At 65.0% G+C, this 26,402-nt stretch carries 20 protein-coding genes and 2 pseudogenes; 15 read left to right on the top strand and 7 right to left on the bottom strand.

Annotation, left to right across the window (positions count from 1 at the left end; translation table 11 throughout):
* Positions 1-11: 11 nt before the first annotated feature.
* The 5 genes and pseudogenes from CSC94_RS14090 to otnI form a co-directional block, all read left to right on the top strand.
* Positions 12-912: pseudogene (locus tag CSC94_RS14090) on the top strand (urate hydroxylase PuuD); the annotation flags it as partial.
* Positions 913-980: 68 nt separating this feature from the next.
* A pseudogene (locus tag CSC94_RS25285) lies at positions 981-1,235 on the top strand (urate hydroxylase PuuD); the annotation flags it as partial.
* Positions 1,232-2,545 (top strand): guanine deaminase, encoded by a 1,314-nt coding sequence (gene guaD, locus CSC94_RS14095; protein WP_099306993.1) that lies wholly within the window; start codon positions 1,232-1,234, stop codon positions 2,543-2,545. The pseudogene CSC94_RS25285 and the gene guaD, both read left to right, overlap by 4 nt.
* A 170-nt stretch (positions 2,546-2,715) precedes the next feature.
* Positions 2,716-3,126 (top strand): hypothetical protein, encoded by a 411-nt coding sequence (locus tag CSC94_RS14100; RefSeq protein ID WP_099306994.1) that lies wholly within the window; start codon positions 2,716-2,718, stop codon positions 3,124-3,126.
* Positions 3,127-3,219: 93 nt separating this feature from the next.
* Positions 3,220-4,008, top strand: coding sequence for a 2-oxo-tetronate isomerase (gene otnI / locus CSC94_RS14105; protein WP_099306995.1), 789 nt, complete (start codon positions 3,220-3,222; stop codon positions 4,006-4,008).
* Between the two features lie 10 nt (positions 4,009-4,018).
* Here the strand turns inward: otnI and CSC94_RS14110 are convergent, their stop codons facing one another.
* The 3 genes from CSC94_RS14110 to CSC94_RS14120 all read right to left on the bottom strand — a co-directional run bounded on the left by CSC94_RS14110 (position 4,019) and on the right by CSC94_RS14120 (position 6,983).
* Complete coding sequence (locus tag CSC94_RS14110; protein WP_099306996.1) at positions 4,019-4,993, bottom strand: WD40 repeat domain-containing protein; 975 nt, start codon at positions 4,991-4,993, stop codon at positions 4,019-4,021.
* A 7-nt stretch (positions 4,994-5,000) separates the two neighbouring features.
* Positions 5,001-6,092, bottom strand: coding sequence for a CobW family GTP-binding protein (locus tag CSC94_RS14115; protein WP_099306997.1), 1,092 nt, complete (start codon positions 6,090-6,092; stop codon positions 5,001-5,003).
* Positions 6,093-6,185: 93 nt separating this feature from the next.
* Positions 6,186-6,983: a creatininase family protein gene (locus CSC94_RS14120; RefSeq protein WP_099306998.1), complete on the bottom strand. Its 798-nt coding sequence runs from the start codon at positions 6,981-6,983 to the stop codon at positions 6,186-6,188.
* A 130-nt stretch (positions 6,984-7,113) separates the two neighbouring features.
* On the opposite strand from CSC94_RS14120, the gene CSC94_RS14125 reads away from it, so the two are divergent.
* From CSC94_RS14125 to CSC94_RS14140, 4 genes are all read left to right on the top strand, one after another.
* Positions 7,114-7,590: a MarR family winged helix-turn-helix transcriptional regulator gene (locus CSC94_RS14125; protein WP_099306999.1), complete on the top strand. Its 477-nt coding sequence runs from the start codon at positions 7,114-7,116 to the stop codon at positions 7,588-7,590.
* A gap of 101 nt (positions 7,591-7,691) precedes the next feature.
* Entirely contained in the window at positions 7,692-8,630 is a 939-nt protein-coding gene (locus CSC94_RS14130) for a DMT family transporter (RefSeq protein ID WP_099307000.1), read from the top strand.
* 176 nt (positions 8,631-8,806) lie between these two features.
* Positions 8,807-9,823, top strand: a complete 1,017-nt coding sequence (locus CSC94_RS14135) for a LacI family DNA-binding transcriptional regulator (protein ID WP_099307086.1) — start codon at positions 8,807-8,809, stop codon at positions 9,821-9,823.
* 94 nt (positions 9,824-9,917) lie between these two features.
* Complete coding sequence (locus CSC94_RS14140; protein WP_165784437.1) at positions 9,918-10,316, top strand: hypothetical protein; 399 nt, start codon at positions 9,918-9,920, stop codon at positions 10,314-10,316.
* Here the strand turns inward: CSC94_RS14140 and CSC94_RS14145 are convergent.
* On the bottom strand, positions 10,262-11,062 hold the full coding sequence (locus CSC94_RS14145) for a gamma-glutamyl-gamma-aminobutyrate hydrolase family protein (RefSeq protein WP_099307002.1): 801 nt from the start codon (positions 11,060-11,062) through the stop codon (positions 10,262-10,264). The two genes, CSC94_RS14140 and CSC94_RS14145, sit on opposite strands and share 55 nt — an antisense overlap.
* Before the next feature lie 254 nt (positions 11,063-11,316).
* Here CSC94_RS14145 and CSC94_RS14150 point away from each other — a divergent pair, with 254 nt between their 5' ends.
* Positions 11,317-12,438: a TRAP transporter substrate-binding protein gene (locus tag CSC94_RS14150; protein ID WP_099307003.1), complete on the top strand. Its 1,122-nt coding sequence runs from the start codon at positions 11,317-11,319 to the stop codon at positions 12,436-12,438.
* 3 nt (positions 12,439-12,441) lie between these two features.
* Here CSC94_RS14150 and CSC94_RS14155 read toward each other — a convergent pair whose 3' ends face one another.
* From CSC94_RS14155 to CSC94_RS14165, 3 genes are all read right to left on the bottom strand, one after another.
* The gene (locus tag CSC94_RS14155; protein ID WP_165784438.1) at positions 12,442-13,407 is read right to left on the bottom strand and encodes an alpha/beta fold hydrolase; all 966 of its coding nucleotides are present in this window, start codon (positions 13,405-13,407) and stop codon (positions 12,442-12,444) included.
* Between the two features lie 104 nt (positions 13,408-13,511).
* Complete coding sequence (locus tag CSC94_RS14160) at positions 13,512-15,419, bottom strand: TRAP transporter large permease subunit (RefSeq protein WP_099307005.1); 1,908 nt, start codon at positions 15,417-15,419, stop codon at positions 13,512-13,514.
* Positions 15,419-16,021 carry a TRAP transporter small permease subunit gene (locus CSC94_RS14165; RefSeq protein ID WP_099307006.1) on the bottom strand — a complete coding sequence of 201 codons (603 nt, stop codon included), beginning with the start codon at positions 16,019-16,021 and terminating at the stop codon, positions 15,419-15,421. Before CSC94_RS14165 ends, CSC94_RS14160 begins: the two co-directional genes overlap by 1 nt.
* 393 nt (positions 16,022-16,414) lie before the next feature.
* Here CSC94_RS14165 and CSC94_RS14170 point away from each other — a divergent pair, with 393 nt between their 5' ends.
* From CSC94_RS14170 to CSC94_RS14190, 5 genes are all read left to right on the top strand, one after another.
* Positions 16,415-19,924, top strand: coding sequence for an indolepyruvate ferredoxin oxidoreductase family protein (locus CSC94_RS14170; RefSeq protein WP_280949994.1), 3,510 nt, complete (start codon positions 16,415-16,417; stop codon positions 19,922-19,924).
* Between the two features lie 171 nt (positions 19,925-20,095).
* Positions 20,096-22,417, top strand: a complete 2,322-nt coding sequence (locus CSC94_RS14175; RefSeq protein WP_099307008.1) for a putative bifunctional diguanylate cyclase/phosphodiesterase — start codon at positions 20,096-20,098, stop codon at positions 22,415-22,417.
* A 155-nt stretch (positions 22,418-22,572) separates the two neighbouring features.
* Positions 22,573-23,349, top strand: coding sequence for an N-acyl amino acid synthase FeeM domain-containing protein (locus CSC94_RS14180; RefSeq protein WP_133122902.1), 777 nt, complete (start codon positions 22,573-22,575; stop codon positions 23,347-23,349).
* 109 nt (positions 23,350-23,458) lie between these two features.
* Positions 23,459-24,133 carry a Crp/Fnr family transcriptional regulator gene (locus CSC94_RS14185; protein ID WP_099307010.1) on the top strand — a complete coding sequence of 225 codons (675 nt, stop codon included), beginning with the start codon at positions 23,459-23,461 and terminating at the stop codon, positions 24,131-24,133.
* A 255-nt stretch (positions 24,134-24,388) separates the two neighbouring features.
* Positions 24,389-26,368 carry an AMP-binding protein gene (locus tag CSC94_RS14190; RefSeq protein WP_099307087.1) on the top strand — a complete coding sequence of 660 codons (1,980 nt, stop codon included), beginning with the start codon at positions 24,389-24,391 and terminating at the stop codon, positions 26,366-26,368.
* Positions 26,369-26,402 lie beyond the last annotated feature (34 nt).

Below are 26,402 nucleotides of genomic sequence, written 5' to 3' on the forward strand. Positions count from 1 at the left end.
GAGGGATCGACATGGACGTTCTGGCAATCACCTGGGACTGGCTGGCGCTCGGCGTGCGCTGGCTGCACATCATCACCGGCATCGCCTGGATCGGCTCGTCGTTCTACTTCATCGCGCTGGACCTGGGGCTCCGGCAGCGCCCCGGCCTGCCGGAGGGCGCCCATGGCGAGGAATGGCAGGTCCATGGCGGCGGCTTCTACCACATCCAGAAATACCTGGTGGCCCCGGCGGCGATGCCGGAACACCTGACCTGGTTCAAGTGGGAAAGCTACTGGACCTGGATGTCGGGCTTCCTCATGCTCGCTATCGTCTATTACGGCGGCGCCGACCTGTTCCTTATCGACCGCAGCGTGCTGGACATATCCGCACCGGTGGCGATCGCCATTTCGATTGCCTCGCTCTCCATCGGCTGGCTGATCTACGACGCGCTGTGCAAGTCGCCGCTGGGCAAGAGCGACGTCGGGCTGATGGTCCTTCTCTACGTGGCCCTGATCGCGATGGGCTGGGCCTACACGCAGGTATTCACCGGGCGGGCCGCCTTCCTGCACCTCGGTGCCTTCACCGCCACTATCATGTCGGCCAACGTGTTCTTCATCATCATCCCCAACCAGAAGAAGGTGGTGGCGGCGCTGAAGGCGGGCGAGAAGCCCGACCCGGCGCTCGGCAAGCAGGCCAAGCAGCGCTCGCTGCACAACAATTACCTGACGCTGCCGGTGCTGTTCTTCATGCTGTCGAACCACTATCCGCTGGCATTCGCCACCCGGTACAACTGGGTGATCGCGGCGCTGGTGTTCCTGATCGGCGTGCTGATCCGCCATTTCTTCAACTCCATGCATGCCCGCAAGGGACAGCCCTACTGGACCTTCGTGCTGGCGGCGCTGATCTTTGCGGTCATCGTCTGGCTGTCGAGCTTCGGGGCAAGCCTGCCGGATAACCGGGAGGAAGCCTCCATCCCGGCTTCGCAGATGGCCTATGCCCAGTCGCCGCATTTCGAGACGGTGCGCGATACGGTGCTGGGGCGCTGCTCGATGTGCCATGCCGCCGAACCGGTGTGGGAAGGCGTTCACGTGGCGCCGAAACACGTGATGCTCGACACCGACGCCACCATCGTGCAGCACGCACGGGAGATCTTCCTGCAGGCCGGCGCCAGCCACGCCATGCCGCCCGGCAATGTCACGGAGATCACCCCGGAGGAGCGGGCCCTCATCGTCGCCTGGTACGAGGGGGCGAAGTGAGCGACCTCCTGATCCGCGGCCGGTTGCTGAGCTTCCTGCGCCGGCCCGACAGCGTGGAAGACGGCGAGGCGGTTTCCTACGAGGAAGACGGCGGGCTGCTCATCCGCAACGGGCGGATCGTCCGGCGGGGGCCGTTCGCGGCCGTGCAGGCGGAAGCGGGCGCCGGCGCGGAAATCGTGGATCACCGGCCGCACCTGGTGCTGCCGGGCTTCATCGATGCGCATGCGCATTTCCCGCAGATGCAGGTGATCGCCAGTTTCGGCGCCGAACTACTGGAATGGCTGAACCGCTACACGTTTCCAGAGGAGATGAAGTTCTCCGACCCGGCGCATGGGCGGCGTATCGCTTCGGCCTTCCTCGACGAAATGGTCCGCCACGGCACCACCACGGCTGCGGTCTACTGCACGGTGCGGCCGGAATCGGCAGATGCGTTCTTTGCCGAAGCCGAGGCCCGCGGCATGGCGATGATCGCCGGCAAGGTGATGATGGACCGCAACGCGCCGGACGGGCTGACCGACACGCCGCAATCGTCCCATGACGAGACCGCCGCGCTGATCGCGCGCTGGCACGGGCGGGGGCGGCTTTCCTACGCGATCACGCCTCGCTTCGCCATCACGTCGACCCCGGCGCAGATGGAAATGGTTCAGGCGCTGACCGCCGCCCATCCGGACTGCCATGTCCAGACGCACCTTTCGGAAAACCATGCCGAGATCGCGCTGACGCGGGAGCTCTATCCCGATGCGCCGGACTATTTCGGCGTTTACGAAGCCTATGGCATGGCCGGGCCGAAGAGCCTGTTCGGCCATTCCATCCACCTGTCGGAGCGCGAACTGGACGCCATGGCCGACAGCGGGTCGGTCGCGGTTTTCTGCCCGACGTCGAACCTGTTCCTCGGGTCCGGCCTGATGGACTGGCAGCGCTACAACAGGCGTGCCCGGCCGGTGCGCACGGCGGCGGCAACCGATGTCGGCGGCGGCACGAACTATTCCATGCTGCGGACGATGGACGAGGGCTACAAGGTCATCGCGCTGAACGGCGAGAAGATCAATCCGCTGGCCTCGTTCTGGCAGATCACGCGCGGCAATGCCGAGGCGCTGTCGATGGCCGACCGGCTTGGCACGCTGGAGGAAGGCAGCGATGCCGATCTCGTGGTGCTCGATGCAAGGGCCACGCCCGGCATGGCGCTGCGCATGGAGACCGTGACAACGCTGGCCGAGGAACTCTTCCTGCTGCAGACCATGGGCGACGACCGGGCCATTGCCGAGACCTGGGTGGCCGGCCGGCGGGCGAAGTCCGCGATTTCCGGCTGAACTGCTCCCTTGCTGATTCATCCGCGCCCTTGGGGCGAGGTTCCATGGCGGCCGTGCGGCGGCGTGGCCGGACCGCCAATTGAGGTATTCACCTCATATGATCAGGGGAATGGATCGGCGAAGCTTCTGTGCATGGGGACGACCCAGAGCACAGCAAACGGAGACAAGCCATGACCCAGATTTCCCGCCTGACCCGCACCGCCATCGCCGCCCTTGCCCTGACCGGCGCCGCCATCGCCGCATCGCCGGCCCTCGCCGGCAATACCTGCAAGAACGTGTTCCTCGAATTCACCAACAACAGCGGCCAGACGATCAACATCGTCGATGTCGACTACTGGGACCCGGCCCGCGGTTCGCGGGGTGGCTGGCGCTCTGAGCCGGTTCGCAACGAGACGCTCCGCAATGGCGCGGCGTGGCGCGAGACGCGCAACCTGGAAAAGGTCAACCAGCGCCAGACCCGGGTCCGCTTCGAATACCGTATCCGCGGCAAGCTCGGCGGCTGGTCGGTCAAGAAGTATCACTATACGACGGGCACCCAGGTTTGCAGCGAGCGCGCCTCTTTCCGGGCAAGCCTTCGCTGACAGGAACTCTCCTTTCCGGGGAAACGGGTCCGGCCTTCGTGCCGGGCCCGTTTTTGTTTGCCTTGGAACGGCCAAGCCCCTACCACTTCCGCCATGCCGCGATTTGCCGCCAACCTGTCGATGATGTTCACGGAACGGCCGTTCATGGAGCGGTTCGCCGCCGCAGGCGCGGCCGGCTTCAGGGCCGTCGAGTATCTGTTCCCGTATGACTACCCGGCCGATGAGCTCCGCCGGGCGCTGGACGATGCCGGACTGCAGCAGGTTCTGTTCAACGCGCCGCCGGGCGGCGATTTTGCCGCGGGGGCGCGAGGGCTGGCCGCCACCCCGGGCAGGGAAGCGGAATTCCGCGAATCGATCGGGCTGGCGCTCGCCTATGCGCGTGATCTCGGGACCGACCAGGTCCATGTCATGGCCGGCACCATGCCGGACGATGCCGACCGGCACGCGTGGCGCGCCACCTACGTTGCCAACCTGCGGTGGGCGGCCGAGGAAGCCGGCCGGCGGGGCATAGCCATCCTGATCGAGCCGATCAACCCGTACGACATGCCGGGCTATTTCCTGTCGAGCGCCGAACAGGGCGCTTTGGTGATCGCCGATTCCGGGTCGGACAACCTGTTCCTGCAATACGACCTCTACCACCAGAGCCGGCATGGCGGCGAACTGACCGGCACGTTCACCCGGTACCGCCCGCTGATCCGGCATGTCCAGGTGGCGGGCAACCCGGGCCGGCACGAGCCGGACAGCGGCGAGATCGATTTCGGCTTCGTCTTCGGCGCGCTGGACGACGCGGGCTACGCCGGCTGGATCGGCTGCGAATACCGTCCGAAGGGACGCACCGAGGAGGGGCTTGGCTGGTTTGCCAAATGGCGGGGCCGGCACTGATCGCGGCGCGTCAGCCTCGAATGTCGACCACGCCGCAATCGCCCGTTTCGGCGCCGAAGACCAGGCGGACGCCGTCCCTGTCCCAGGCCATGGCGGAGATGGCGCCGTTTCCGCCGCGACGCAGAACGACCTCGCGGCCATCGTTGAAGCGGGCCGCCAGGATCATGCCGTCGGCATAGCCGATGGCGACGAGGTCCTCGGCCGGGTGGCAGCCGACGGCTGTGACCATGGCATTGCCGCGGGTGCCCAGTTCCAGCGGGGCCTTGCCCATCGGGCCATCCTTGCCCTGGAAGGGCCAGACGATGGCTGCCGGCGCGCCGGATGTTGCCAGCCACTTGCCCTTCGCGCTCCAGGACCAGCTTTTCACCTTTGCGGGGTAGCCCGCCATGCGCATGTGCTTGCCGTCGCTCAGTTTCCAGCCGTGCAGGGCGTTTTCCTGCATGGTGGTGACGAGGAACTCACCGCCCGGCGAGAAGGTGACGCCGATATGGGCGCCGGCCCATTCCAGTTCCGCCGGCTTGCCCTCGGTGGCGGGGAAATGCAGCGTCGCGCCGTTGTAGCGGGCGACGGCCAGGCGCAGGCCCTTGGGCGCGAAGGCGAGGCCTTCCACCGAACGGGGATGGGCGAAGACCTTCGCCTTGCCGTCGGGCAGGACGACATGGGCGTTGCGGCCCTCGGCAAAGGCGATGGCGCCGTTGGGCCCGGCGGCCACGGCATTGATCCACTTGCGCGGCGCCCCGGCGACCTCCACCGCATCGCCATCGGCGCCGAGCGCACAGACGCGCCCGTCCTCGCCGCCGGTCAGCAGGCAGTCGCGCGCGGCGTCATAGGTGGCGCAGAGCAGGCCGTCGTGAGCCTCGATGCTCTTGTGGCCATTGTCGAGGCGATGGACCTGGCCGTCGGCCATGGCGAAGACGGGCACGCCGGCGACGAAGGCGGCAGCAATGCAATGGCCGTCGAGATCGAGCGGGGCAACGGTGGGCATGGTCTCCTCAGGCCTCGCAGGCCTTGAAGGTGCGTTCCAGCAGCTCGGGATCGAGATTGCGGCCGATGAAGACCATTCGGCTCTCGCGGGTCTCGCCTTCCTTCCAGGGACGCTGGTGATCGCCTTCGACGATCATGTGCACGCCCTGGACGACGTAGCGGTCCTCGTCACCGTCGAAGGCAATGATGCCCTTGAGGCGCAGGATGTCCGGACCCTGCGTCTGGGTGATCTTCTCCACCCAGGGAAAGAAACGCTGCGGGTTCATGGGGCCACCGCGCAGCGACACCGATTTCACTGTCAGGTCATGAATGGCCGACACCGCGGCGTGGTCATGGTCGTGGCCGTGATGATGATCGTGGTCATGATCGTGTTCATGATGGTGGTGGTGATCGTGATCGTGGTGATCATGGTCGCAATGCGGTCCGCACTCGTGATCCGGGTGGTCATGGTCGAGAAAATGGGGATCGTTGTCGAGGGCGCGCTGCAGGTCGAAGGCGCCGCGGTCGAGCACCTGGTCGAGCGCGATGGCCGAGCGCTCCGTGCGGTGGATGCGGGCCGACGGGTTGATGGTGCGAACGAGACGTTCCACGTCGGCCAGTTCCTCCGGCGAAACGAGGTCGGTCTTGTTGAGCAGGACGACGTCGGCGAAGGCGATCTGGTCCTCGGCCTCGCGGCTGTCCTTCAGGCGCAGGGGCAGGTGCTTGGCATCGACCAGCGCGACCACCGCGTCGAGGCGGGTCTTGGAGCGCACGTCCTCGTCCATGAAGAAGGTCTGGGCGACCGGCGCGGGGTCGGCGAGGCCCGTCGTCTCCACGAGGATGGCGTCGAAACGGCCGGGGCGGCGCATCAGGCCCTCGACCACGCGCACGAGGTCGCCGCGCACCGTGCAGCAGACGCAGCCGTTGTTCATCTCGTAGATTTCCTCGTCGGATTCCACGATCAGGTCGTTGTCTATGCCGATCTCGCCGAACTCGTTGACGATGACCGCGTAACGCTTGCCATGGTCCTCGGACAGGATGCGGTTGAGAAGGGTCGTCTTGCCGGAACCGAGATAGCCGGTGAGGACGGTGACGGGAACGGGATTGGCAGCTTCGCTCATGGGGTCTTGCCTTGACTTTCTGGTCGCCCCGGGATCGGGCGGGAGGTCTCTGGCCGTCATATAGGCGAGGCGGCGTCGCAAGACCAGACGGGTTCAGCCGGCAAGCCAGGGCGGATTGAAGGCATGGATGTCGCGTACCAGGGCGACCAGGCCATCGGCGGCGGTGTCGAGCAGGGTCTCGCCCAGGTCCGCTGTTGCCGCGGACGCGTTTCCGGCCACGCCTTGCGGGTTGAGATCGCTCATCATCCAGCCGTAGGCATGGGGGCCATAGGCGCGCAGATGGGTGAAGGTGCCCGCATGGTCTGCCTGCGCGGAGGGGAAATCGGCCGCTTGTGCCATGTCGACGAGGTCCGGCCTGAGCGCCAGCATGACCGCCGTCTCGACCTGTCCGCCATGGATGCCAAAGGCCTTCTCCTCCGCGCTGACGCCTTGGCCGGGCACAATGAAACGCGTCCAGCTCGTGGCGACGGCAAGCATGGAAAGGCGGACGCGCAATTCGGTGGCAACGACGGTCATCAGCGGCGAGTTGCCGCCATGGGCATTGAGCATGAGCAGCTTGCGGAAACCCTGGGCGAACAGGCGCTCGCCGATCCCGATCCAGCGGTTCACGGCCTCGTCGAAGGCCAGCGTCCTGCTGCCGGCGACGTCCAAGTGCTCGACGGAATAGCCGACCGGCTCGGCCGGCAGGATCGTCAGCGGAAGGCCCGCGGGTGCGCGCTTGACGAGGCGCTCTGCAACGCCCTCGGCGATGATGGTGTCCGTTTCGAACGGCAGGTGCGGCCCGTGCTGCTCGGTCGCGCCCAGCGGCAGGACCGCTATCCATCCGCCGGCCTTCGCGCCGGACAATTCGCCGGCTGTCATTTGATTGTAATGGCGGCGGGGCAAAAGCATGTCGGCTCTTCCAGGTGCAGGGCTCGGGCAGGGCGGTCACGCTATCGCTTCGGCGCGCCCGCGTGCAACCGCTTCGTTTGCGAATCGGCAATCGCGACGTAAACTGGCAGGACAAGGACGGGAGCTTTCGATGGGAAAGTCGGGCAAGGGTTTGGTTTCGGCGCGACTGCAGGCGGTCGCGCGGCTGGCGCGTACCGATCTGGCGGCGCGGCTGCTTGAGCACGGATTCTATGCCGGGCAGGACCAGATCATGCTGGCGCTCAGCATCGAGGAAGGGCTGACGCCGACGCAACTGGCCAACCGGCTCGGGGTCAAGCCACCGACGATCACCAAGACGATCAACCGGTTGCAGGCCCAGGGGTTCCTGACCAAGACCGGGTCGGAAACGGATGCGCGCATCGCCCACGTCACGCTGACCGAGACCGGGCGCGAGGCGATCCGGGCGATCGAGAAATCGGTCAAGCGGTCGGAAAAGGCCCTCGTCAAGGGGCTGGACAAGAAGGAGCGCAAGGCGCTTCTGAAGCTCCTGTCACGGGTGGAAGGAAACCTGGGCCAGTCCGGCGCCCCGGATACGGACGACGGCGACGACGAGGACGAGGCCGCCTGAGCCCACACCGGCGAAACCGCTTGCCTGACGGACAAGGATTTTTGACTTGTGCGGGATGCGTGGCGGGCCGATGACCGGCTCATGCATGCGAGGATTGCCGCTTGACCCGACCCGCCCCCGCCGAGACCGCCACGCCGACCGCCGCCATCCTGCTGATCGCAGCCGCCTGCTTCCTGTTTGCCTGTCTCGACACCAGCGCCAAGATCCTGGTGACGTCGGGGATGGATGCCCGTTTCGTGTCCTGGGCGCGGTTCGCCGAGCATGCGGTGCTGGCCTTCGTGCTGCTGCGCGGCTGGTCGAATGCGGCGGTGCTCAAGGTCTCCAGCGTGCCGGCGCAGATCATTCGCGGCATGTTGCTCTTCGGCTCGACGTTCTTCAATTTCATGGCGCTGCAGACGCTGCAACTGGCCGAAACGATCTCGATCTTCTTTTTCGCGCCGATGGTCATCACGGCACTGGCCGGTCCGCTGCTTGGCGAATGGGCGGGCTGGCGGCGCTGGGCAGCGGTGGCCGTGGGCTTTACCGGCGTGCTCGTCATCACGCGGCCGGGGATGGGCCAGCTGGGAATCGGCTATCTCTACGTGGCGCTGGCCATGCTCAGCTACTGCTTCTACGTGATCATGACGCGCAAGCTTTCCGAGACCGAGACACCGGAAAGCCTGATCTTCTTTTCCGCCCTCACGCCCGCCGTGCTGATGGCGCCGGTGGTGCCGCTCTACGGTTCGATTCCCGCCACGCCGCTGCACTGGGCGGTGCTGCTGGGCCTCGGCTTCTTCGGCGGGATCGGACACTGGCTGCTGATCAACGCCTACAAGCGGGCCACCGTCTTCGCGCTTGCGCCCTATCCCTACCTGCAAATGGTCTGGATGGTCCTTTTCGGCTGGCTGGTTTTCGGCGACCTCCCGGATCACTACACGCTCGGCGGATCGCTCATCATCATCGCCTCGGGCCTCTACATCGTTCACCGCGAACGCATCCTGCGGCGCAGTTCCGTCGCCACGCCAGCGGTGCGATCCGTCCTGCCGGCAAAAAAGCGTTGAAAGCCGGTGCCTGCGCCGCTAGGAATTTAAAACGTTTAATCCAGAGCGTTTCCGCTATTCGTTGAGTAGCTCCGATGCTCTATCGCGTTGTTTCTACGCAATTCCGGACGCGAAACCGGTTCCCACCTTCGCTGGAATTGCACGAGAGGCGTGGCTGCGAGGCGGAGGCTGCTACCCTGGCGCAGAAAATCAAACTTTCGACCATCGCGGAGGCGCTCGGCGTCTCGACCGCCACGGTTTCGCTGGCCCTGCGCGACAGTCCGCTGGTCGCCGACCAGACGCGCGAGCGAATCAAGGCCCATGCGCGCGATATCGGCTACATCTACAATCGCCGCGCGGCGAGCCTGCGCACGTCCCGGTCCGGCATCATCGGCGTCGTCGTGCACGACATCATGAACCCGTTCTACGCGGAGATCCTGCGCTCCATCGAGGACGAACTCGACCGGTCGGGCCAGACGTTCCTGCTCTCCAACCATTATGACCAGGTGGAGAAACAACGCGCCTTCATCGACACGCTGCTGCAATTGGGCGCCGACGGGATCATCATGTCGCCGGCGATCGGCACGCCGCTGGCGGACATCGAACTGGCGGAAAAGAACGGGCTGCCGACCGTGCTCATCGCCCGCAATGTTCCAGGCTCCGATGTGCCCGCCTTCCGGGGCGACGATGCCTATGGCACCGGCCTGTCGACGAAACACCTGATCGAACTCGGCCATCGCCGGATCGCGATGGTCGGCGGGACGGACCAGACCTCCACGGGCCGTGACCGCTACCAGGGCTATGTCGACGCGATGAAGGCGGCGGGTCTCGAGGTCAAGCCGGAGTGGCGCATCGCCGGGCCGCGCAACAAGCTTGCCGGTTTCGATGCCACGGAGAAGGTGCTGGCCATCGAGCCGCGCCCGACGGCCGCCGTCTGCTGGAACGACCTGGTCGCGATCGGGCTGATGAACGGCCTGGCCCGGGCGGGCCTCACGGTCGGCACCGATCTTTCGGTCACCGGTTACGACGACCTGCAGGAAGCCGCGATCGCCACGCCGGCGCTGACGACCGTCTGGAACGGGCAGCGGGAAGTGGGCCGCCGCGCAGCCAAGACGCTGCTGGAGCGGCTGGCCGGCCATGACGTTCATGGCGGGCAGGAACTCATCCGACCGGAACTGCGGGTGCGCCAGTCGACCGGTGCACCGCCCGCCTGACGGCGCCATCCGATTCCTAATCGGTCGTTAACCATTTCCGGTTCAAGTTGCACGCAGCGACATGTATCGGAAAGGGGGCCTTATGATTTTCCGGATGTTGTTTCTCGTGGCCGGACTTGGCGGAGCCGCGGTTTATCTCCAGTCAGGCGGTGCCCTGACCACTCCCACGCAATCCGGCGCGCAACCGGCAGCCCGCGCGGCGCGCCTGTTCGGAACCGACACCGTCCGGCACTTCCGGATCTGGGTCGCCGGGATCGAGACGAGTTGCCGCCTTGCCATCGATATGGCCGACGGCAGCGTTTCGGCCGGCCGGTGCGGCGACGGCTATGACAACCCGCTGGCCGCCGCAACCCATGCCGACCGGCTGAAGGGCGGCATTTCCTTGCGCGACCAGAACGACGGGGCCATTGCCGAGTTCGCCGAAAGCGAGGGTTTTGCCTACGAGGCGGTGGTTCCGGCAGGACGGCTGATGGCGCTGGCATCCGCCGACTGACGCTGCCGGCTGCGTTCCGCGGCCGCCGCGCCGAATGCCTTGAAAATGGCTGCCGAAGGCGTGTCGGACTTCGCCCAGTATTCCGGGTGCCACTGAACCCCGATCGCGAAGGCCGATGCGCCGGTGACCGAGACGGCCTCGACCGTGCCATCGGGCGCGACGGCATCCACGTCGAGGCCAGGCGCCAGGCGGCCGATGGCCTGGCGATGGAGCGAGTTCACCTGGATCTCGCCGGCGCCGACAACCGCGGCGAGGCAGGAACCGGGCTTGACCTGCACGGGATGGCGGACCGCGAAACGGTCGTCATTGTGATCGGAGGCGGGCGCCCGGTGATCGTCGATCCCCTCCTGGTCCTGGATTTCCGTTTCCAACGAGCCGCCGAGCGCGACATTCAGTTCCTGGATTCCGCGGCAGATGGCCAGCAGCGGCACGCCGCCGGCAATGGCAGCGCGGATGAGACGGATCGACGTCTCGTCGCGGGCAGGATCGAAGGGCTCGTGGCGGTCGCTGGCCTCGACGCCGTAGTGCCCGGGGTGAACATTGGTGCGCGAACCGGTCACCAGAAGGCCATCCATGCGGGCGAGCAGCGCTGGCGCGTCGATGGCGGAACCGAAGGCCGGCACACCCAGCGGCAGGACGCCGGCCACCTGAAGCGCAGCGGAAAGATAGGTTTCCGGCACGCAATGCCAGATATAATTGTCGAACTCGCGAATGTCGGAGGTGACGGCTACGAGCGGCTGGGCCATGGGACGGAACTCCTGATAGCGACGCGGCCCTACATAATCGCCCCGCTGCCGCCATGCCAGATGCAATGTTCCGCCGGATCGCGAAAGAACCGTCCGGGCGCTGCGGCTGCAACTGGTAAAAAAAATTGGCCACGTGTTTTCACGATGCTGGACAGGCCGTTGTCAACGTGTATTGATACCGTCGGAAATTGGGCGGGGCGTGAGGGCGCTCGCCGCAACGTTCCTTTGTTCTGATCACCAATGGGAGGATATCCATGGATCGTCGTTCATTTATCAAGAAGGCGGGTCTTGCCGGTGCGGGTGCTGCCGCTACCACGGCTCTCGCGGCCCCGGCCATCGCGCAGGAAAACCCGAAGATCACCTGGCGCCTGACCTCGTCCTTCCCGAAGGCACTCGACACCATCTACGGTGCGGCCGAGACGATGGCCGAATTCGTTCGTGGCGCCACGGGCGGAAACTTCGACATCCAGGTCTATGCCGCCGGCGAAATCGTTCCCGGACTGCAGGCCGCCGATGCCGCTTCGGCCGGCACGGTCGAACTGGCCCACACCGCGTCCTACTACTACTGGGGCAAGGACCCGGTCTACGCGCTCGGAACGGCCATTCCGTTCGGCCTGAACGCCCGCCTGCAGAACGCCTGGTTCTACTACCCGACCTCGGACGGCGTTTCGGGCAACGACCTGATGAACGAGTTCTACGCCACGCAGAACCTCATCGGCTTCCCCTGCGGTAACACCGGTGCCCAGATGGGCGGCTGGTTCCGCAAGGAAATCAACACGGTCGAGGACCTCAAGGGTCTGAAGATGCGTATCGGCGGCATGGGCGGCAAGATCATCGAGAAGCTCGGCGTCGTGCCGCAGCAGATCGCCGGCGGCGACATCTACGCCTCGCTGGAAAAGGGCACGATCGACGCCTGCGAATGGGTCGGCCCGTATGACGATGCCAAGCTCGGCTTCAACAAGGTTGCGCCCTACTACTACTACCCGGGCTGGTGGGAAGGTGGCCCGGTGCTGCACACCATGGCCAACAAGGACAAGTATGCGGAGCTGCCGAAGCACTACCAGGCCATCCTCGAGGTTGCCTGCCGTGCGGCCAACACCGACATGATGGCGAACTACGATTCCAAGAACCCGGCCGCGCTCAAGCAGCTCGTCGGCGCCGGAACGCAGCTTCGTCCGTTCTCGCGCGAGATCCTGGAAGCGTCCTACGAGGCCGCCAAGGGGACCTATGCCGAGATCTCGGCGGAAAACGCGACCTTCAAGAAGATCTACGATCACCAGCTGGCGTTCAAGAAGGACGCTTACCTGTGGATGCAGCTGTCGGAAAACACCTTCGACACCTTCATGATGATCCAGCAGCAGGCCGGCAAGCTCTAAGCTTCAGCCTGCCGAAGCAGCGAACCCATCGAACCCCGGGGCGGAAACGTCCCGGGGTTTTTCGTTGGCGTTCGCGGTGACCGGACCGGACGACGCAGGACGGGCGGCGCGGTTCGACGCGGGCAGGCGATGGAGAAACCGCAGGTTCATGAACGAGCGGACGGCTTCGGCGACCGCAGGCGGGTTCTCGACCATGGGCAGGTGGCCGGCTTCGGGAAGAAGCAGCGTCGCCATGCCCGGCATGGATGCCTGGATGTTGAACTGGTGGCGCGGCCGGATCACCCGATCCCTGCCACCGACGATGTTGAGGGCCGGGCAGGTGATGCCGGACAGTTCTTCCGACAGCGAGGTGATGGAGAGCAGCCTCACAAGGGTGGCGATCTCCGCCGGCCGGCTTTTCAGCAGCGCCAGCCGGACGCTCTCGATGGCCTGGCGGTCCCGGTCCTGGCGGAGCGGGCTGTCGGGATCCGCGACGCAGGACCGGGCGCCATCGATGAAGCGGGCCGGGGTCGAAATCCAGTGGGACAGCAGGCGCTCGAAGGTCCACTGACCGAAGCGCGGCAAACGCAGCAGGCGCATCGCGAAGGGCTGGCAGCCATCCAGCCCGCCGCAGGAAAGGGCGCCCATGAGGACCAGTCCCTCGACGAGATCGGGGTAGCGGGCGGCGAGTCCGAGGGCCATGAAGGCGCCCGTGGAATGACCGATGAGAGTGACCGGCCGGCCGCGGAAATCGCGCCGGATCGCGGTCGCATAGGCCTCCAGAACCGCGTCGATGGTGAGTGTGGCGGCCGCCTCGTCCAGGCTCCACGGATGGTGTCCGGGCAGGGGGTAGGCCACGGCCGTGCCGCGCCGGCAGACGGGCGGCGCGTAGGTCTCCCAGAAGCAGGGAGCCATGACCATGCCGTGGAGCAGCACGGTGGCGGGGCCAGGATGTCGGGACAGGAAGAGGGCGGGCGGCGTTTCGAGCATGACAGCGATCCGAACTGTCCGTTTCAACGGATCACAGGCCGCATTGTTCCATGAAAAAAGCCGGGCGCTGGCCCGGCTTTCGTTGTTCATCGGCGACGGTGCGATCAGTTCGCCGGCGCGGTATCGACCTTCGGAGGGCCGCCCAGCGACAGCCCCGGCAACTGGATGGACGGTCCACCCTGGGGCTTGTTGTCCTCCTGGGAGGCCGGGGGCTGGCCGACGTTCGGAGCGCCGGGAAGCTGCAGGCCGGGCAGCTGCAGGCCGCCGTTGTTGCCGTTCGTCCCGGTCTTCGGCGGCTGGCCGAGGTTGGGGCCGCCGAGGTTGGGCAGTTGCAGCCCGGGCAGGCCGCCGGGCGACGTGCCGGCCGGTGCGGAACCTGGCGTCTGGAGCCCGCCGTTGAAGGACGGAACCTCGATCTTGATGTCGTCCGGATTGAACACCTTCTCGTCGTCCTTGTAGTGGGTGACGAGGCGCGGGAAGGCGATGATCAGCAGGATCACCAGGAACTGGATGAAGATGTAGGGAACGGCGCCCTTGTAGATCTCGGTCGTCTTGACGCCCGGCATCATCTTGTTGGTCGCCTTGTCGAGCCATTCGGAGCGCGGCGCGATGGATCGCAGGTAGAAGAGCGCGAAGCCGAACGGCGGCGTCAGGAACGATGTCTGCAGGTTGATGCCGAGGATGATGCCGAACCAGATCAGGTCGATGCCGAGCTTTTCGGCGACCGGCGCGAGCAGCGGAACGAGGATGAAGGCGATCTCGAAGAAGTCGAGGAAGCAGCCCAGGATGAAGACGATGATCGTCACCACCACGAGGAAGCCGTATTCGCCGCCCGGCAGGGCCAGCAGGAGTTCCTCGATCCAGATGTTGCCGTTCAGGCCGTAGAAGGTCAGGCCGAAGACACGGGCGCCGATCAGGATGAACATGACGAAGGCGGTGAGCTTCGTGGTGGAGTCCAGCGCCTGCTTCAGCGTCGCGAAATCGATGCGGCGCTTGAGCATGGCCAGGATCAGCGCGCCGGTGGCGCCCATGGCGCCGCCCTCGGTCGGCGTGGCGATGCCGAGGAAGATCGTGCCGAGGACGAGGAAGATCAGCGCCAGCGGCGGGATCAGAACGATGACGACCTGCTCGGCCAGCCGCGACAGGATGCCGAACTTGAAGCGCCGGTTGATCAGGCTGGTTGCGAGCGCGAAGGCGACGGCCGTGGTCGCCGCCCAGACCAGGCGGACCTCGTAGCGCATCTCGGCGAAGATGGTGTGGTAGGTCAGGAAATAGATGCCGACCGAGATGGCCATGAGCACGATGAGCGACATGACGCCGCCGCCGAGCGTGCGGGCTTCCATCGGCAGCGCGGGCGCCCAGCCCGGCTTCACCAGCGTGACGGCGAAAACGTAGAGGCAGTAGGCGCTGACGATGATCGCGGCCGGCAGGATGGCGCCGACGTACATGTCGCCGACGGACCGGCCGAGCTGGTCGGCCATGACGATCAGGACGAGCGACGGCGGCACGATCTGCGCCAGTGTTCCGGAACCGGCGATCGTGCCGGTTGCGAACGAGCGGTCGTAGCCGTAGCGCATCATGATGGGTAGCGAGATGAGGCCCATGGCGATGACCGAAGCCGCAACGACGCCGGTGGTGGCGGCCAGCAGGGCGCCGACGAGCACCACGGCATAGGCAAGGCCGCCGCGCACGGGGCCGAACAGCTGGCCGACCGTGTCAAGGAGATCCTCGGCCATGCCGGAGCGTTCCAGGATCAGCCCCATGAAGGTGAAGAACGGAATGGCCAGCAGCGTGTCATTGTACATGATGCCGTAGATCCGCTCCGGATGGCTCTGGAGCAGAGGCCAGAACAGGCGGATCTCGCTGGAAAGGTGCGACATCTCCACGCCGACGGCGAAGAAGAGAAGGCCGCCGGCCGCCAGCGTGAAGGCAACGGGATAGCCGATCAGGAGCATCGCCATGACGGAGATGAACATGATCGGGGCAAGTTCGTGGGCGATGAGGTCGAGCATCAGCGGGCGTCCTCCATGTCGAGGGCGGCCTCGGCCTCGGGCGGCAGGTCATGCTGCGGGGTGGGATCTTCGATGTCGCCGCGCAGGACGGCGATGCGCTTGATGATCTCGGACAGGGCCTGGGCGGTGAGCAGCGAGAAGCCGATCAGCACCATGACCTTGGCCGGCCAGAGCGTCAGGCCGCCGGCATTGGCCGAGATCTCGCCGCTGTTGTAGGAGCGCCAGAACCACGGCCACGCCAGCCAGACCATCAGCAGGCAGAACGGCAGCAGGAAGAAGACGTGGCAGAAGAGGTCGACCCAGTCGCGGGTGCGCTTTTTCAGCCGGCTCGACACGATGTCGATGCGGATATGCTCGTTGCGGAGCAGCGTGTAGGCGGACGCCAGCATGAACACGGTACCGTAGAGATACCACTGCAGTTCAAGAAGGGCATTCGAGGCCCGCGGGATCGGGATGTAACTGGGCAACCCGTCGCCGAGGTAACGCACGGTGGCGTTATAGGCGGAAACCAGAACGGCAGCGAGAATCAGCCACGATACCTGCTTGCCTATGAATGCGTTGATACGATCGACCAGTCCTGAGACTGCCAATAGACCCTTCATGCTTGCCCTCCCTGACGCCGCTTTCCCTGTCAGCGTTCCCGGCCTTGTTTCCGGCCGCGCCGACAGTGCAACACGGCGGCGCGCTTGTCGACAGGAATACCGGTGCCGCTCATCATACGGACTTCCTGATGAAGCCGGTTAGCAGATTTCGAACGCCGGGAAAAGAAACTGGATAACTTATTTTACCAATTTTACCGCGACAATCGGGCCTTTCCATTGCCCCGCAGACCTGCCGTTCCGGCAATTCCGTTACGTCAAATCCGCGTTTCGGGTATTTTTCCTAATGCTTTCCGCCAGTTGTTGTGAATTGGCTTGCCAATGCGACGCTGGCAGCGGATTTCAATTGACTGGATTTGCCCGGCGCAGAAAACTGACCATGTATAGAATGGGTTCCTGAAAAGCCCGCGCCGGAGGAGTGACCATATGACGCTGCACGAGGTAAGCCTCGCCGACAAGTTCGATCTGTCCAAGCAACGGATCTTCGTTTCCGGCGCCCAGGCGATCGTGCGCATGCTGATGATGCAGCGCGAAATGGATCGCCGCAACGGTCTGAATACCGGTGGTTTCGTCTCGGGCTACCGCGGTTCGCCGCTTGGCGGGCTCGACCAGCAGTTCTGGAAGGCGCGCAAGGAATTCGCCGGCAACGACATCGTCTTCAAGCCGGGCCTGAACGAGGAACTGGCGGCCACGGCGTGCTGGGGAAGCCAGCAGACCGAACTGCTGGGCGAGGGCGAGAAGGACGGCGTCTTCGCGCTCTGGTACGGCAAGGGCCCCGGCGTCGACCGCTCGGGCGACGTCTTCCGCCATGCCAACCTGGCCGGATCGTCGAAGCATGGTGGCGTGCTGGCGCTGATGGGCGACGACCACACGGCGGAAAGCTCCACCAACGCGCATGCGACGGAATTCCTGTTCGTCGACACGATGATCCCGATCTTCAACCCGGCCGGCGTGCAGGAACTGATCGACTACGGGCTCTACGGCTACGCGCTGTCGCGGTTCGCCGGAACGTGGGCGGCTCTCAAATGCGTCAAGGACAACATCGAATCGACGGCATCGGTGGACGTCTCGCTCGACCGGCTGAACATCGTCCTGCCGGAGTTCGACATGCCGCCGGGCGGGCTCAACATCCGCCACGAACTGAACCAGATCGGCCAGGAAGAGCGGCTGCACAATTACAAGCGCGCGGCTGCGGCGGCCTTCATCCGGGCCAACAAGCTCAACCGCATCATCTACTCGGGCGGACGCAAGGCCAAGCTCGGCATCATCACGGTCGGCAAGAGTTACCTCGACGTTCGCGAGGCGCTCGATGAACTGGGTGTCGACGAGAAGCGGGCCAACCAGCTCGGCATCCGGCTGTTCAAGGTGGCCTGCCCATGGCCGCTTGACCTCGAGCACATCAAGGAATTCGCGCGCGGTCTCGACACGATCGTCGTGGTCGAAGAGAAACGGTCGCTGATCGAGGTCCAGGTCCGCGAGGATCTCTACGGAACGGCGAACCAGCCGACGGTGGTCGGCAAGAAGGATGAACGCGGCGACTGGCTGTTCCCGGTCAAGGGCGCGCTGGATCCGAACGACATCGCGATCGCCATCGGCGAGCGGATCGTCAAGGTGATCGGACCGTCGGAGGAGATCGAGGCGCGCGTCAAGCAGATGCGCCAGTTCCAGGCCATGCTGTCCGACACCAAGGACGTGGCGGTGCGCACGCCCTATTTCTGCTCGGGCTGCCCGCACAACACCTCCACGCGCGTGCCGGACGGCTCGCTGGCGGGTGCCGGCATCGGCTGCCACTTCATGGCGCTGTGGATGGATCGCAAGACCGTCGGCTTTACCGCGATGGGCGGCGAGGGGGCCCAATGGGTCGGCCAGGCACCGTTCTCCAAGCGCAAGCACATGTTCCAGAACCTCGGAGACGGCACCTACAACCACTCCGGTTCGCTGGCCATCCGCTATGCCATCGCCTCGGGCGTGAACATCACCTACAAGATCCTCTACAACGATGCCGTGGCCATGACCGGCGGGCAGCCGCACGAAGGCACGCTGTCGGTCGATCACATCGCCGCGCAGGTGCGCGCGGAGGGCGTGGAGCGGATCGCGATCGTCACCGACGAACCGGACAAGTATGCCGGGGTGATGTCGTTTCCGGAGCGCGCGACCATCCATCACCGCGAGGAAATGGATGCGGTGCAGCGCGAACTGCGCGAGGTGCCGGGCGTCTCGGTCTTGATCTACGACCAGACCTGCGCGGCGGAAAAGCGCCGGCGGCGCAAGCGCGGAACCTTCCCCGATCCCGACAGGCGGGTCATCATCAACGAACTGGTCTGCGAGGGCTGCGGCGATTGCGGCGTCAAGTCGAACTGCGTCTCGGTGCAGCCGGTCGATACCGAGTTCGGGCGCAAGCGGCGCATCGACCAGTCGAGCTGCAACAAGGATTTCTCGTGCCTGGACGGCTTCTGCCCGTCCTTCGTCACCGTACACGGGGCCCGGATCGCGAAATCGGAAGGTGTGAGCCTCGACAGGAACCCGCTGGACGGTGTGCCGGAGCCCACCCTTTTCAAGCTGGACAGGCAGGGCTGGTCCTCCGTGGTCGATGGTGTCGGCGGAACCGGCGTGGTGACGATCGGCGCGATCCTGGGCATGGCGGCCCACCTGGAAGGCAAGGGTTGCGGCATGATCGACATGGCCGGCCTGGCGCAGAAGGGCGGGGCGGTCTATTCGCACGTCCGCATCGCCCGGACGCCGGACGATATCCACGCGATCCGCGTCTCGGCCGGAAAGGCGGACGTGATCCTGGGCTGTGACCTCGTGGTATCCGGATCGGCCAAGGTGCTTTCCGCCACCCGCGAGGGCGAAACGCTTTTCGTCACCAACACGGCCGAGGTCATGCCGGGCGATTTCACCCGCTCGCCGGACTTCTCGCTGCCGGCCGAACGGCTGAAGCAGGCCATTCGCAAGGCAGCCGGTGACGACATGGCGCATTTCTTCGACGCCACGCGGACGGCAACGACGCTGTTCGGCAATTCGCTGGGCGCCAACATGTTCATGCTGGGCCTTGCCTACCAGCTCGGCGGCCTGCCGGTGTCGAGCGAGGCGATCGAGCAGGCGATCCGCCTGAACGGCCAGGCCATCGACATGAACATCGAGGCCTTCCGCTGGGGACGCCGGGCCGGCCATGACCGCGAGAGCGTGCAGGCCCTGGTCGACAAGTTGCGCGGCCGTTCGCGCCCCGACTTCTCCGGCGAAACGCTCGACGAGGTGATCGCGCGGCGCGAAGCGTTCCTGACCGGGTACCAGAACAAGGCCTACGCACGGCGCTACCGCGATCTCGTCGAGACGGTGCGGACCGCGGAAAGCCGGATCGACAAGGCATCGACCGCGGTGACCGAAGCCGTGGCCCGCAACCTGTTCAAGGTCATGGCGATCAAGGACGAATACGAGATCGGGCGGCTGTTCACCGATGGTGCCTTCAAACGCCAGATGGCGCGGGAATTTTCCGGATACGACCGGCTGGAATTCCACCTCGCGCCGCCGATCCTGGCCCGCAAGGACGACAAGGGGCACGCCAGGAAAGCCCATTACGGCCCCTGGATCCGCCATGTCTTCCGGGCGCTGTCGATGATGAAGGGCCTGCGCGGCACGGCCTTCGACCTGTTCGGCTACACCGCCGAACGGCGCATGGAACGGGCGCTTCGCGACCAGTATGTCGCCGACGTCGCGATGATCGCCAACCGGCTCGACGGGGCGCGGCTCGATGCGGCCGCCGAACTGGCGGCGATCCCGTCCATGGTGCGCGGGTTCGGCCACGTGAAGGCAGCCAACGCGGAAAAGGCGAAAACGGCCCGCGAACAGGCACTGAGCCGCTTCACCGATCCGAAGCCCGACCTCGCGCTGGAGGCAGCGGAATAACCCTTGCGGTTTCCCGCCGGCTTTCCAGGCCGGCAGGAAACCGGCAGGAAACCGCAGGCGAAATCCTCAAGCGCGCGCTGAAATGGGCAGGATTTAGGCAAATTCCTTCAAATCATAAGGGTTTTTTAAGCCTGACATGCGAGTTTCCGGTCTACGTACCGGATCTGGCACATGCAGGAAAAAAACAGAAAATCGGTCCACGACCAGACGCACGACGAGTTCTACATCGCCTTCGTGCAGTCCCTGTTCGATAATGTCATCACGCTCGTGACCGGCATCATCACCCAGCTTGCCGTGCTGGGCCTTGCCTACTGGCGGACCGGCGATCCCTTCTTCATCTACATCACGGTCTTCTTCGCGGTGACCGGCGTCGTCCGGCCGCTGGTGATCCTGCGGGTGAAGAACGGCAAGGGCGAACGCAACCTGCGCTGGGCGCAGCGCGCCGAACTGGTCTACATGATCCTGGGCACGCTGCACGGCGCGACCATCGGGGCCTTTTCTGTCTACAGCATCTACTACCTCAAGGATCCGTTCTGCGAGATTGCCTCGATCTGCATGGCGCTGACGACCGCCGTCTCCATCCCGGGGCGCAATTTCGGCTCCGCCCGGATGGTGTTCGTTCTCAACTCCTTCCTGACGCTGCCGATCTCCGTCGCCCTCATCGCGCGGATGGATATCCAGCACTTCTTCCTCGGGCTGCTGCTGGCGCCCTTCTTCCTGGCGATCCAGACCTTCTCGACCGACATCCGCGACAAGGTGCTGTCGCTGCTGCGCGAGAAGAAGAAGGCGAGTGCGCTCGCGGTGCGTTTCGACAAGGCGCTGAACACCATGTCCCATGGCCTGGTGATGCTCGATGCGAACGAGCAGGTCGTCGTGGCCAATTCGCGCGCATCCGACTATTTCGGCCTCGGCAGCGCGTCGCAACTGCAGGGTCGGACGTTCCATTCTCTGCTCAACCGCGGAGTCGCGGCCGGTCTGCTCGACCGGCGCGATGCGCGCTACATCGCGGTGGAACTGTCGCGGGCCATTCGCGAGGGGCGCAACCGCAAGGTCCTGATCAAGCTGAGCGACGGCCGCTACTTCGAACTGTCGGCACGGGAAGGCGACGACGATCTCTCGGTCATCACCTTCGAGGACGTTTCCGCGCGAATCGCCTCGCAGGAAAAGATCCGCTACATGGCGCGCTTCGACGCGCTCACCGGCCTTGCCAACCGGGGCTATTTCCAGGAAGTCGTCGCCGAGGCGCTTGCCGACGGCGACCCGGAACGGCTCTGCGGCATGCTGGTGCTCGATCTCGACGACTTCAAGGGCATCAACGACACGCTTGGCCATCCCGTCGGCGACGGGCTCATCTTCGCGCTCGCCGAGCGGCTGATCGCGCCGAACGAGGATCACCTGCGGGTGTCTCGCTTCGGCGGCGACGAGTTCATGGTGTTCTTCGACGACGTGGCCGGCGAGGATGACCTGCGCGCCCGTATCTCGGAGATCTACGACCGGCTGAAGCCGCCGGCGGACGTGGCCGGCAACCTGCTTGCGCTACAGGTCAGCGGCGGCGCGGTGATGGCCAAGGTGCGCGACACGAGCGTCGACAACCTGATCGTGAAGGCGGACCTTGCGCTCTACAAGGCCAAGGGCCTGGGCAAGAATGGCTGGCAGTTGTTCGAGGAAACGCTCGACCGCGCCTTCCGCGAGCGGCAGCGGCTGAAAGGCGAACTGCGCGGCGCAATCGATCGTGACGAACTGACGGTCCTGTACCAGCCGATCGTCGATGCAAACACGCTGCAGGTCGCCTCCTGCGAGGCGCTGTGCCGCTGGCATCACCCGGAACTGGGCAACATTCCGCCCTCGGTCTTCATTCCGCTTGCCGAGGAAATGGGCATCATCTCGGCCATCTCGGCCTACGTGCTCAAGCGGGCGACGCTGGACTGCGCCGAACTGCCGGGCGGCATCCGGGTGTCGGTCAACCTGTCGGCCAACGATTTCCGCTCGCCGGAGATCGTCTCGGTTGTCGACCGGGCCCTCAAGGTGGCGGGCCTCGACCCGTCTCGCCTCGAGATCGAGGTGACCGAGACGGCACTGGTGGACGACAAGGCCAAGACCTGGGCCTATCTCCAGGATCTCAAGGGTCTGGGCGTGACGATCGCACTGGACGATTTCGGCACCGGCTACTCCAACCTCGGCTACCTCAACGCGCTGCCGCTGGACAAGCTGAAGGTGGACCGGTCGTTCCTGTCGGAAATGGAAACCAATCCGAAGTCGCTCGAACTGCTCAAGGGCGTCGTCGAACTGTCGCGGCGCCTGCGCCTCGACGTGACTATCGAGGGCGTGGAGACGGAGCAGCAGTTCCGCCTGCTCGCCGAATCGGTGAAACCGGATTATATTCAGGGCTTCCTGTTCGGCGCGCCGCTCTCCAAGCGCGGCATCGCCGCGATGATCCAGGCCATCATGCCCCTCCAGGAGGAGCGGGTTGCGAGGCGGCCGTCTTCCCGCTGATGCCGGCACATGCTGGTTAAAAATATCTCACTAAAACATTGTTAACTAATTATTAAGGTTAACCACAGGTAAACAAATCCCGACGAATTGCGGGCTTTCTCTCGCGCTGTTCCCGGCCTATCTTTCCATGGCAAGTCTTTTGCGAGGGGACGGCCATGAACTTTATGGATCGAGACGAGGCTCCGGCGGGAGTGACACGGACGGCATCGGCCCAGGGGCCCATGCTCAAGCGCTTTCTGTCGTTTCTCGACAGGGTCGAGTACCGGCGCATCGAATGCGGCGACGACCTGGAAGACATCTACCGGTTGCGGTACAAGTCCTACCTTCGCAACGGGCTGACGACCGAGAAGGCGTCGGGCATGCTCTACGACGATCTCGACGAAGCCCCGAACTGCTTCAAGTTCGGCGTCTACCTGGACGGGGACCTGGTATCGACGCTGCGCGTGCACCACGTGACCAAGGAACACCCCTATTCGCCGGCCATGGACGTCTATTCCGACCTCCTCCTGCCGCGCCTGGAAAGGGGCGAGCGGTTCATCGACCCGTCGCGCCTGGCGGTGGACACGGAGATCGCCACGGGGTCCATGATCCTGCCGACGATCACCATGCGCATCGGCTACATCGGCTGCACCTATCTCAAGGCGCCCTATTACATGACCATGGTGCGGGCCGATCACGAGGTCTTCTACAACCGCATCTTCTCCTTCAAGCGGATCGCCGAGGCCCGCGACTACAAGGGCGCGGTCAACTGCGAAGTGCCGCTCTACGAGTGCGACAATGCCATCGCCGGGCCGAAGACGGTGGCGCGGCTACCGTTCTTCCGCTTTACCGAGGCGGAAGGGCGGATGCTGTTCGAGCGGCCGGGGATCGGCGAGAACGCGCCGATTTCCATCCTGCCCTCGGCGAAGTACCTGGTGGGCGAAGCGGCCTGACGACCTCGCTGCTTGCCGTGGCGCCGGTCCGGGGCCTATAAGCGGGACCGGCCCGCCCGCGTTCCGCGGAACGGGCGGAAACGGGGCATCGCACGATGACGGCCGGGGCATGAACGGCAAGGTGGATTTTGTTCGCGGCTTCATCTGGGCCGGCGACCTGACCGAGAGCGAGTTGCAGCGCGCCGCCCTCGGCGTGACCGAACGCACCTACGAGAAGGGCGCCTACATCTGCCATCGCGGTGACCGCCTCGGTCACTGGGGCGGCATCGTCGAGGGCCTGATCAAGATGAGCACCATCGGGCGATCGGGCAAGGCGGTGACCTTTGCCGGTCTCGGCAACGGCGCCTGGTTCGGAGAGGGCTCCGTCATCAAGGACGAGGCGCGCAAGTACGACCTCGTGGCGCTGCGCGAGACCCGCCTGGCGCTGATGAACCGGGCCACCTTCATGTGGCTCTACGAGAACTCTATCGGGTTCAACCACTATCTCCTGCGCCAGATCAACGAGCGGCTGAGCCAGTTCATCGCGACCGTCGAGCACGACCGGATCCTCGATTCCAAGGCGCGCGTGGCACGCAACCTGTCCTGGCTGTTCAACCCGGTTCTCTATCCCGGCGTGGTCGAGACGATCGAGATCACGCAGGACGAACTGGCGCTTCTGACCGGCGTGTCGCGGGCTGTGACAAATCGAAGCCTTGGCGAATTGCAGGACGAAGGGCTTCTGCGGGTCGAGCACGGACGAATCACGGTGCTGGACGTGCAAGGCCTGATGTTCTACGGCGACTGACGCCGAAAAGCCCGGAATTTCAAAAGCTTCCGCAGAAATAAAAATGGCCGTCCCCGGAAGGGAGCGGCCGAACACCTCTTGCGACCCTAAAGCAGCACTACGACCTTTGTCTGTCAACCGGGAAGTTGCCAACCGGCTGCATTCGTGAAATTTTTAGGTCCATAAGGAAAAGCCTGTCCCCAGAATGGGCCGGCACCAATGGGAAGAAACACTGCCGTTCGCGACGAACGGCGGACCGGCAAGGAGGAGGCCGCCTTGACGCAGAATCACGCGTCTCTGGACACGTTTCCCAAGTACCTGCTTCTGAACGCGAAGCGGTTCGCAACGCGTCCGGCCATGCGCCACAAGGACCTGGGCATCTGGCAGAGCTGGACCTGGGCCGAACAGCTTGACGAAGTGCGGGCGCTTGCGCTCGGGCTCCAGGCGATGGGGGTCAGGGCGGGGGACAAGATTGCCATTGTCGGCTCCAACCGGCCGCGGCTCTACTGGTCCTTCGCGGCGGCGCAATCGCTGCAGGCCGTTCCTGTGCCCGTCTATGCGGACGCGGTGGCCGAGGAAATGGCCTACGTGCTCGATCATGCCGGCGTACGGTTCGCCATCGTCCAGGACCAGGAGCAGGTCGACAAGATCCTCTCGTTCCGGGAGAAGATCCCGGCTCTGGAGCAGGTCATCTACGACGAGCCGCGCGGCCTTCGCGACTACGACCACGAGCACATGCACGCCTTCGAGGCGGTCCAGGGGCTGGGCCGGGCGCGGCTGAAGGAAGACCCGGCGCTGGGCCAGGCCTGGGAGGCCGGGATCAACGGCGCCTCCGGCGACGACATCTCGATCATTCTCTACACGTCCGGCACGACCGGACGGTCGAAGGGCGTGATGCTGAAGGCGGTTTCGGCGGTCAGGGCCGCGCAGGACACGGTCGCCTTCGACCGGCTGTCGGAGCGCGACGAAGTGCTGGCCTACCTGCCTCTCGCATGGGTCGGCGATCACTACCTGAACTATGCGCAAGGCTATGTTTCCGGCTTCTGCATGTCGTGCCCGGAAAGCCCGGAGACGGTGTCGCAGGATCTCAAGGAGATCGGACCGAGCTTCTATTTCGCACCGCCGCGCGTCTTCGAGGGCCTGCTGACCTCGGTGATGATTCGCATGGAGGACGCCGGCGCGCTGAAGAAGCGGCTGTTCCACCATTTCATCGACGTGGCGAAGCAGCACGGCGAGGCCCTGCTGGAAGGCCGCAACGTACCGTTCTCGGGCCGGCTGAACTACTGGCTGGGAAACCTCTTCGTCTACGGGCCGCTGAAAAACACGCTGGGCTTTTCCAACATCCGCGTGGCTTACACGGCCGGCGAAGCGATCGGGCCTGACCTGTTTTCCTTCTTCCGGTCGCTCGGCATCAACCTGAAGCAGCTCTACGGGCAGACCGAAGCCTTCCTCTATGTCACCTGCCAGGAAGACAAGGACGTGCGGGCCGATGCCGTCGGGCCGGCGGCGCCGAACGTCGACATCCGCATCGCGGACGACGGCGAGGTGCAGTTCCGCTCGCCGGGCATGTTCTCCGGCTATTTCAAGGAAGAGGAAAAGACGACCGAGACGATGACGCCGGACGGCTACGTGAAGACCGGCGACGCCGGGTTCTTCGACAAGGACGGCCAGCTGAAGATCATCGACCGCGCCAAGGACGTCGGGCGGCTGACGACCGGCGCGCTGTTCGCGCCGAAGTTCATCGAGAACTCGCTGAAGTTCTTCCCCAACATCAAGGAAGCGGTGGCTTTCGGCGACGGGCGCGACAAGGTCGGCGTGTTCCTGAACATCGACCTGACGGCTGTGGGCAACTGGGCCGAGCGCAACAACATTTCCTACGCGTCCTACCAGGAACTCGCCGGGCATCCGAAGGTCTACGAGATGATGGCCGAGCACGTGGCCGAGACCAATCGCAAGCTTTCGGAAGTGGAGATGATGGCCGGTGCGCAGATCAGCCGCTTCCTGGTGCTGCACAAGGAACTGGACGCGGATGACGGCGAACTGACCCGGACGCAGAAGGTCCGCCGGTCGTTCATCGCCGAGCGTTACGCCGACCTGATCGAGGCACTCTACGACGGCTCGAGCGAGAAATACGTGGAGACGGAAGTCACCTACGAGGATGGCCGCAAGGGCAGTATCCGCGCGACGGTCCAGATCCGCGATGCCCGGACGTTCCCCGTGCCGGCGGGCGCCATGCACAAGGAGGCCGCGGAATGAACGCGCCGCTGAAGACCGCCGACCTGAGGGCTTC

The sequence above is a fragment of the Zhengella mangrovi genome, from assembly GCF_002727065.1.
Classification (GTDB): Bacteria; Pseudomonadota; Alphaproteobacteria; order Rhizobiales; family Rhizobiaceae; genus Zhengella; species Zhengella mangrovi.

Bases quoted from the DNA above. Each gene is read 5' to 3' on its own strand.
- CSC94_RS14160 (WP_099307005.1), bottom strand. From the start codon at position 15,419: ATGCTCGACCTCATCGCCCACGAACTTGCCCCGATCATGTTCATCTCC.
- CSC94_RS14145 (WP_099307002.1), bottom strand. From the start codon at position 11,062: ATGGCCCAGCCGCTCGTAGCCGTCACCTCCGACATTCGCGAGTTCGAC.
- CSC94_RS14180 (WP_133122902.1), top strand. From the start codon at position 22,573: ATGAACTTTATGGATCGAGACGAGGCTCCGGCGGGAGTGACACGGACG.
- CSC94_RS14185 (WP_099307010.1), top strand. From the start codon at position 23,459: ATGAACGGCAAGGTGGATTTTGTTCGCGGCTTCATCTGGGCCGGCGAC.
- CSC94_RS14150 (WP_099307003.1), top strand. From the start codon at position 11,317: ATGGATCGTCGTTCATTTATCAAGAAGGCGGGTCTTGCCGGTGCGGGT.
- CSC94_RS14125 (WP_099306999.1), top strand. From the start codon at position 7,114: ATGGGAAAGTCGGGCAAGGGTTTGGTTTCGGCGCGACTGCAGGCGGTC.
- CSC94_RS14115 (WP_099306997.1), bottom strand. From the start codon at position 6,092: ATGAGCGAAGCTGCCAATCCCGTTCCCGTCACCGTCCTCACCGGCTAT.
- CSC94_RS14120 (WP_099306998.1), bottom strand. From the start codon at position 6,983: ATGCTTTTGCCCCGCCGCCATTACAATCAAATGACAGCCGGCGAATTG.
- CSC94_RS14140 (WP_165784437.1), top strand. From the start codon at position 9,918: ATGTTGTTTCTCGTGGCCGGACTTGGCGGAGCCGCGGTTTATCTCCAG.
- otnI (WP_099306995.1), top strand. From the start codon at position 3,220: ATGCCGCGATTTGCCGCCAACCTGTCGATGATGTTCACGGAACGGCCG.
- CSC94_RS14110 (WP_099306996.1), bottom strand. From the start codon at position 4,993: ATGCCCACCGTTGCCCCGCTCGATCTCGACGGCCATTGCATTGCTGCC.
- CSC94_RS14155 (WP_165784438.1), bottom strand. From the start codon at position 13,407: ATGCTCGAAACGCCGCCCGCCCTCTTCCTGTCCCGACATCCTGGCCCC.
- CSC94_RS14165 (WP_099307006.1), bottom strand. From the start codon at position 16,021: ATGAAGGGTCTATTGGCAGTCTCAGGACTGGTCGATCGTATCAACGCA.
- CSC94_RS14100 (WP_099306994.1), top strand. From the start codon at position 2,716: ATGACCCAGATTTCCCGCCTGACCCGCACCGCCATCGCCGCCCTTGCC.
- CSC94_RS14175 (WP_099307008.1), top strand. From the start codon at position 20,096: ATGCAGGAAAAAAACAGAAAATCGGTCCACGACCAGACGCACGACGAG.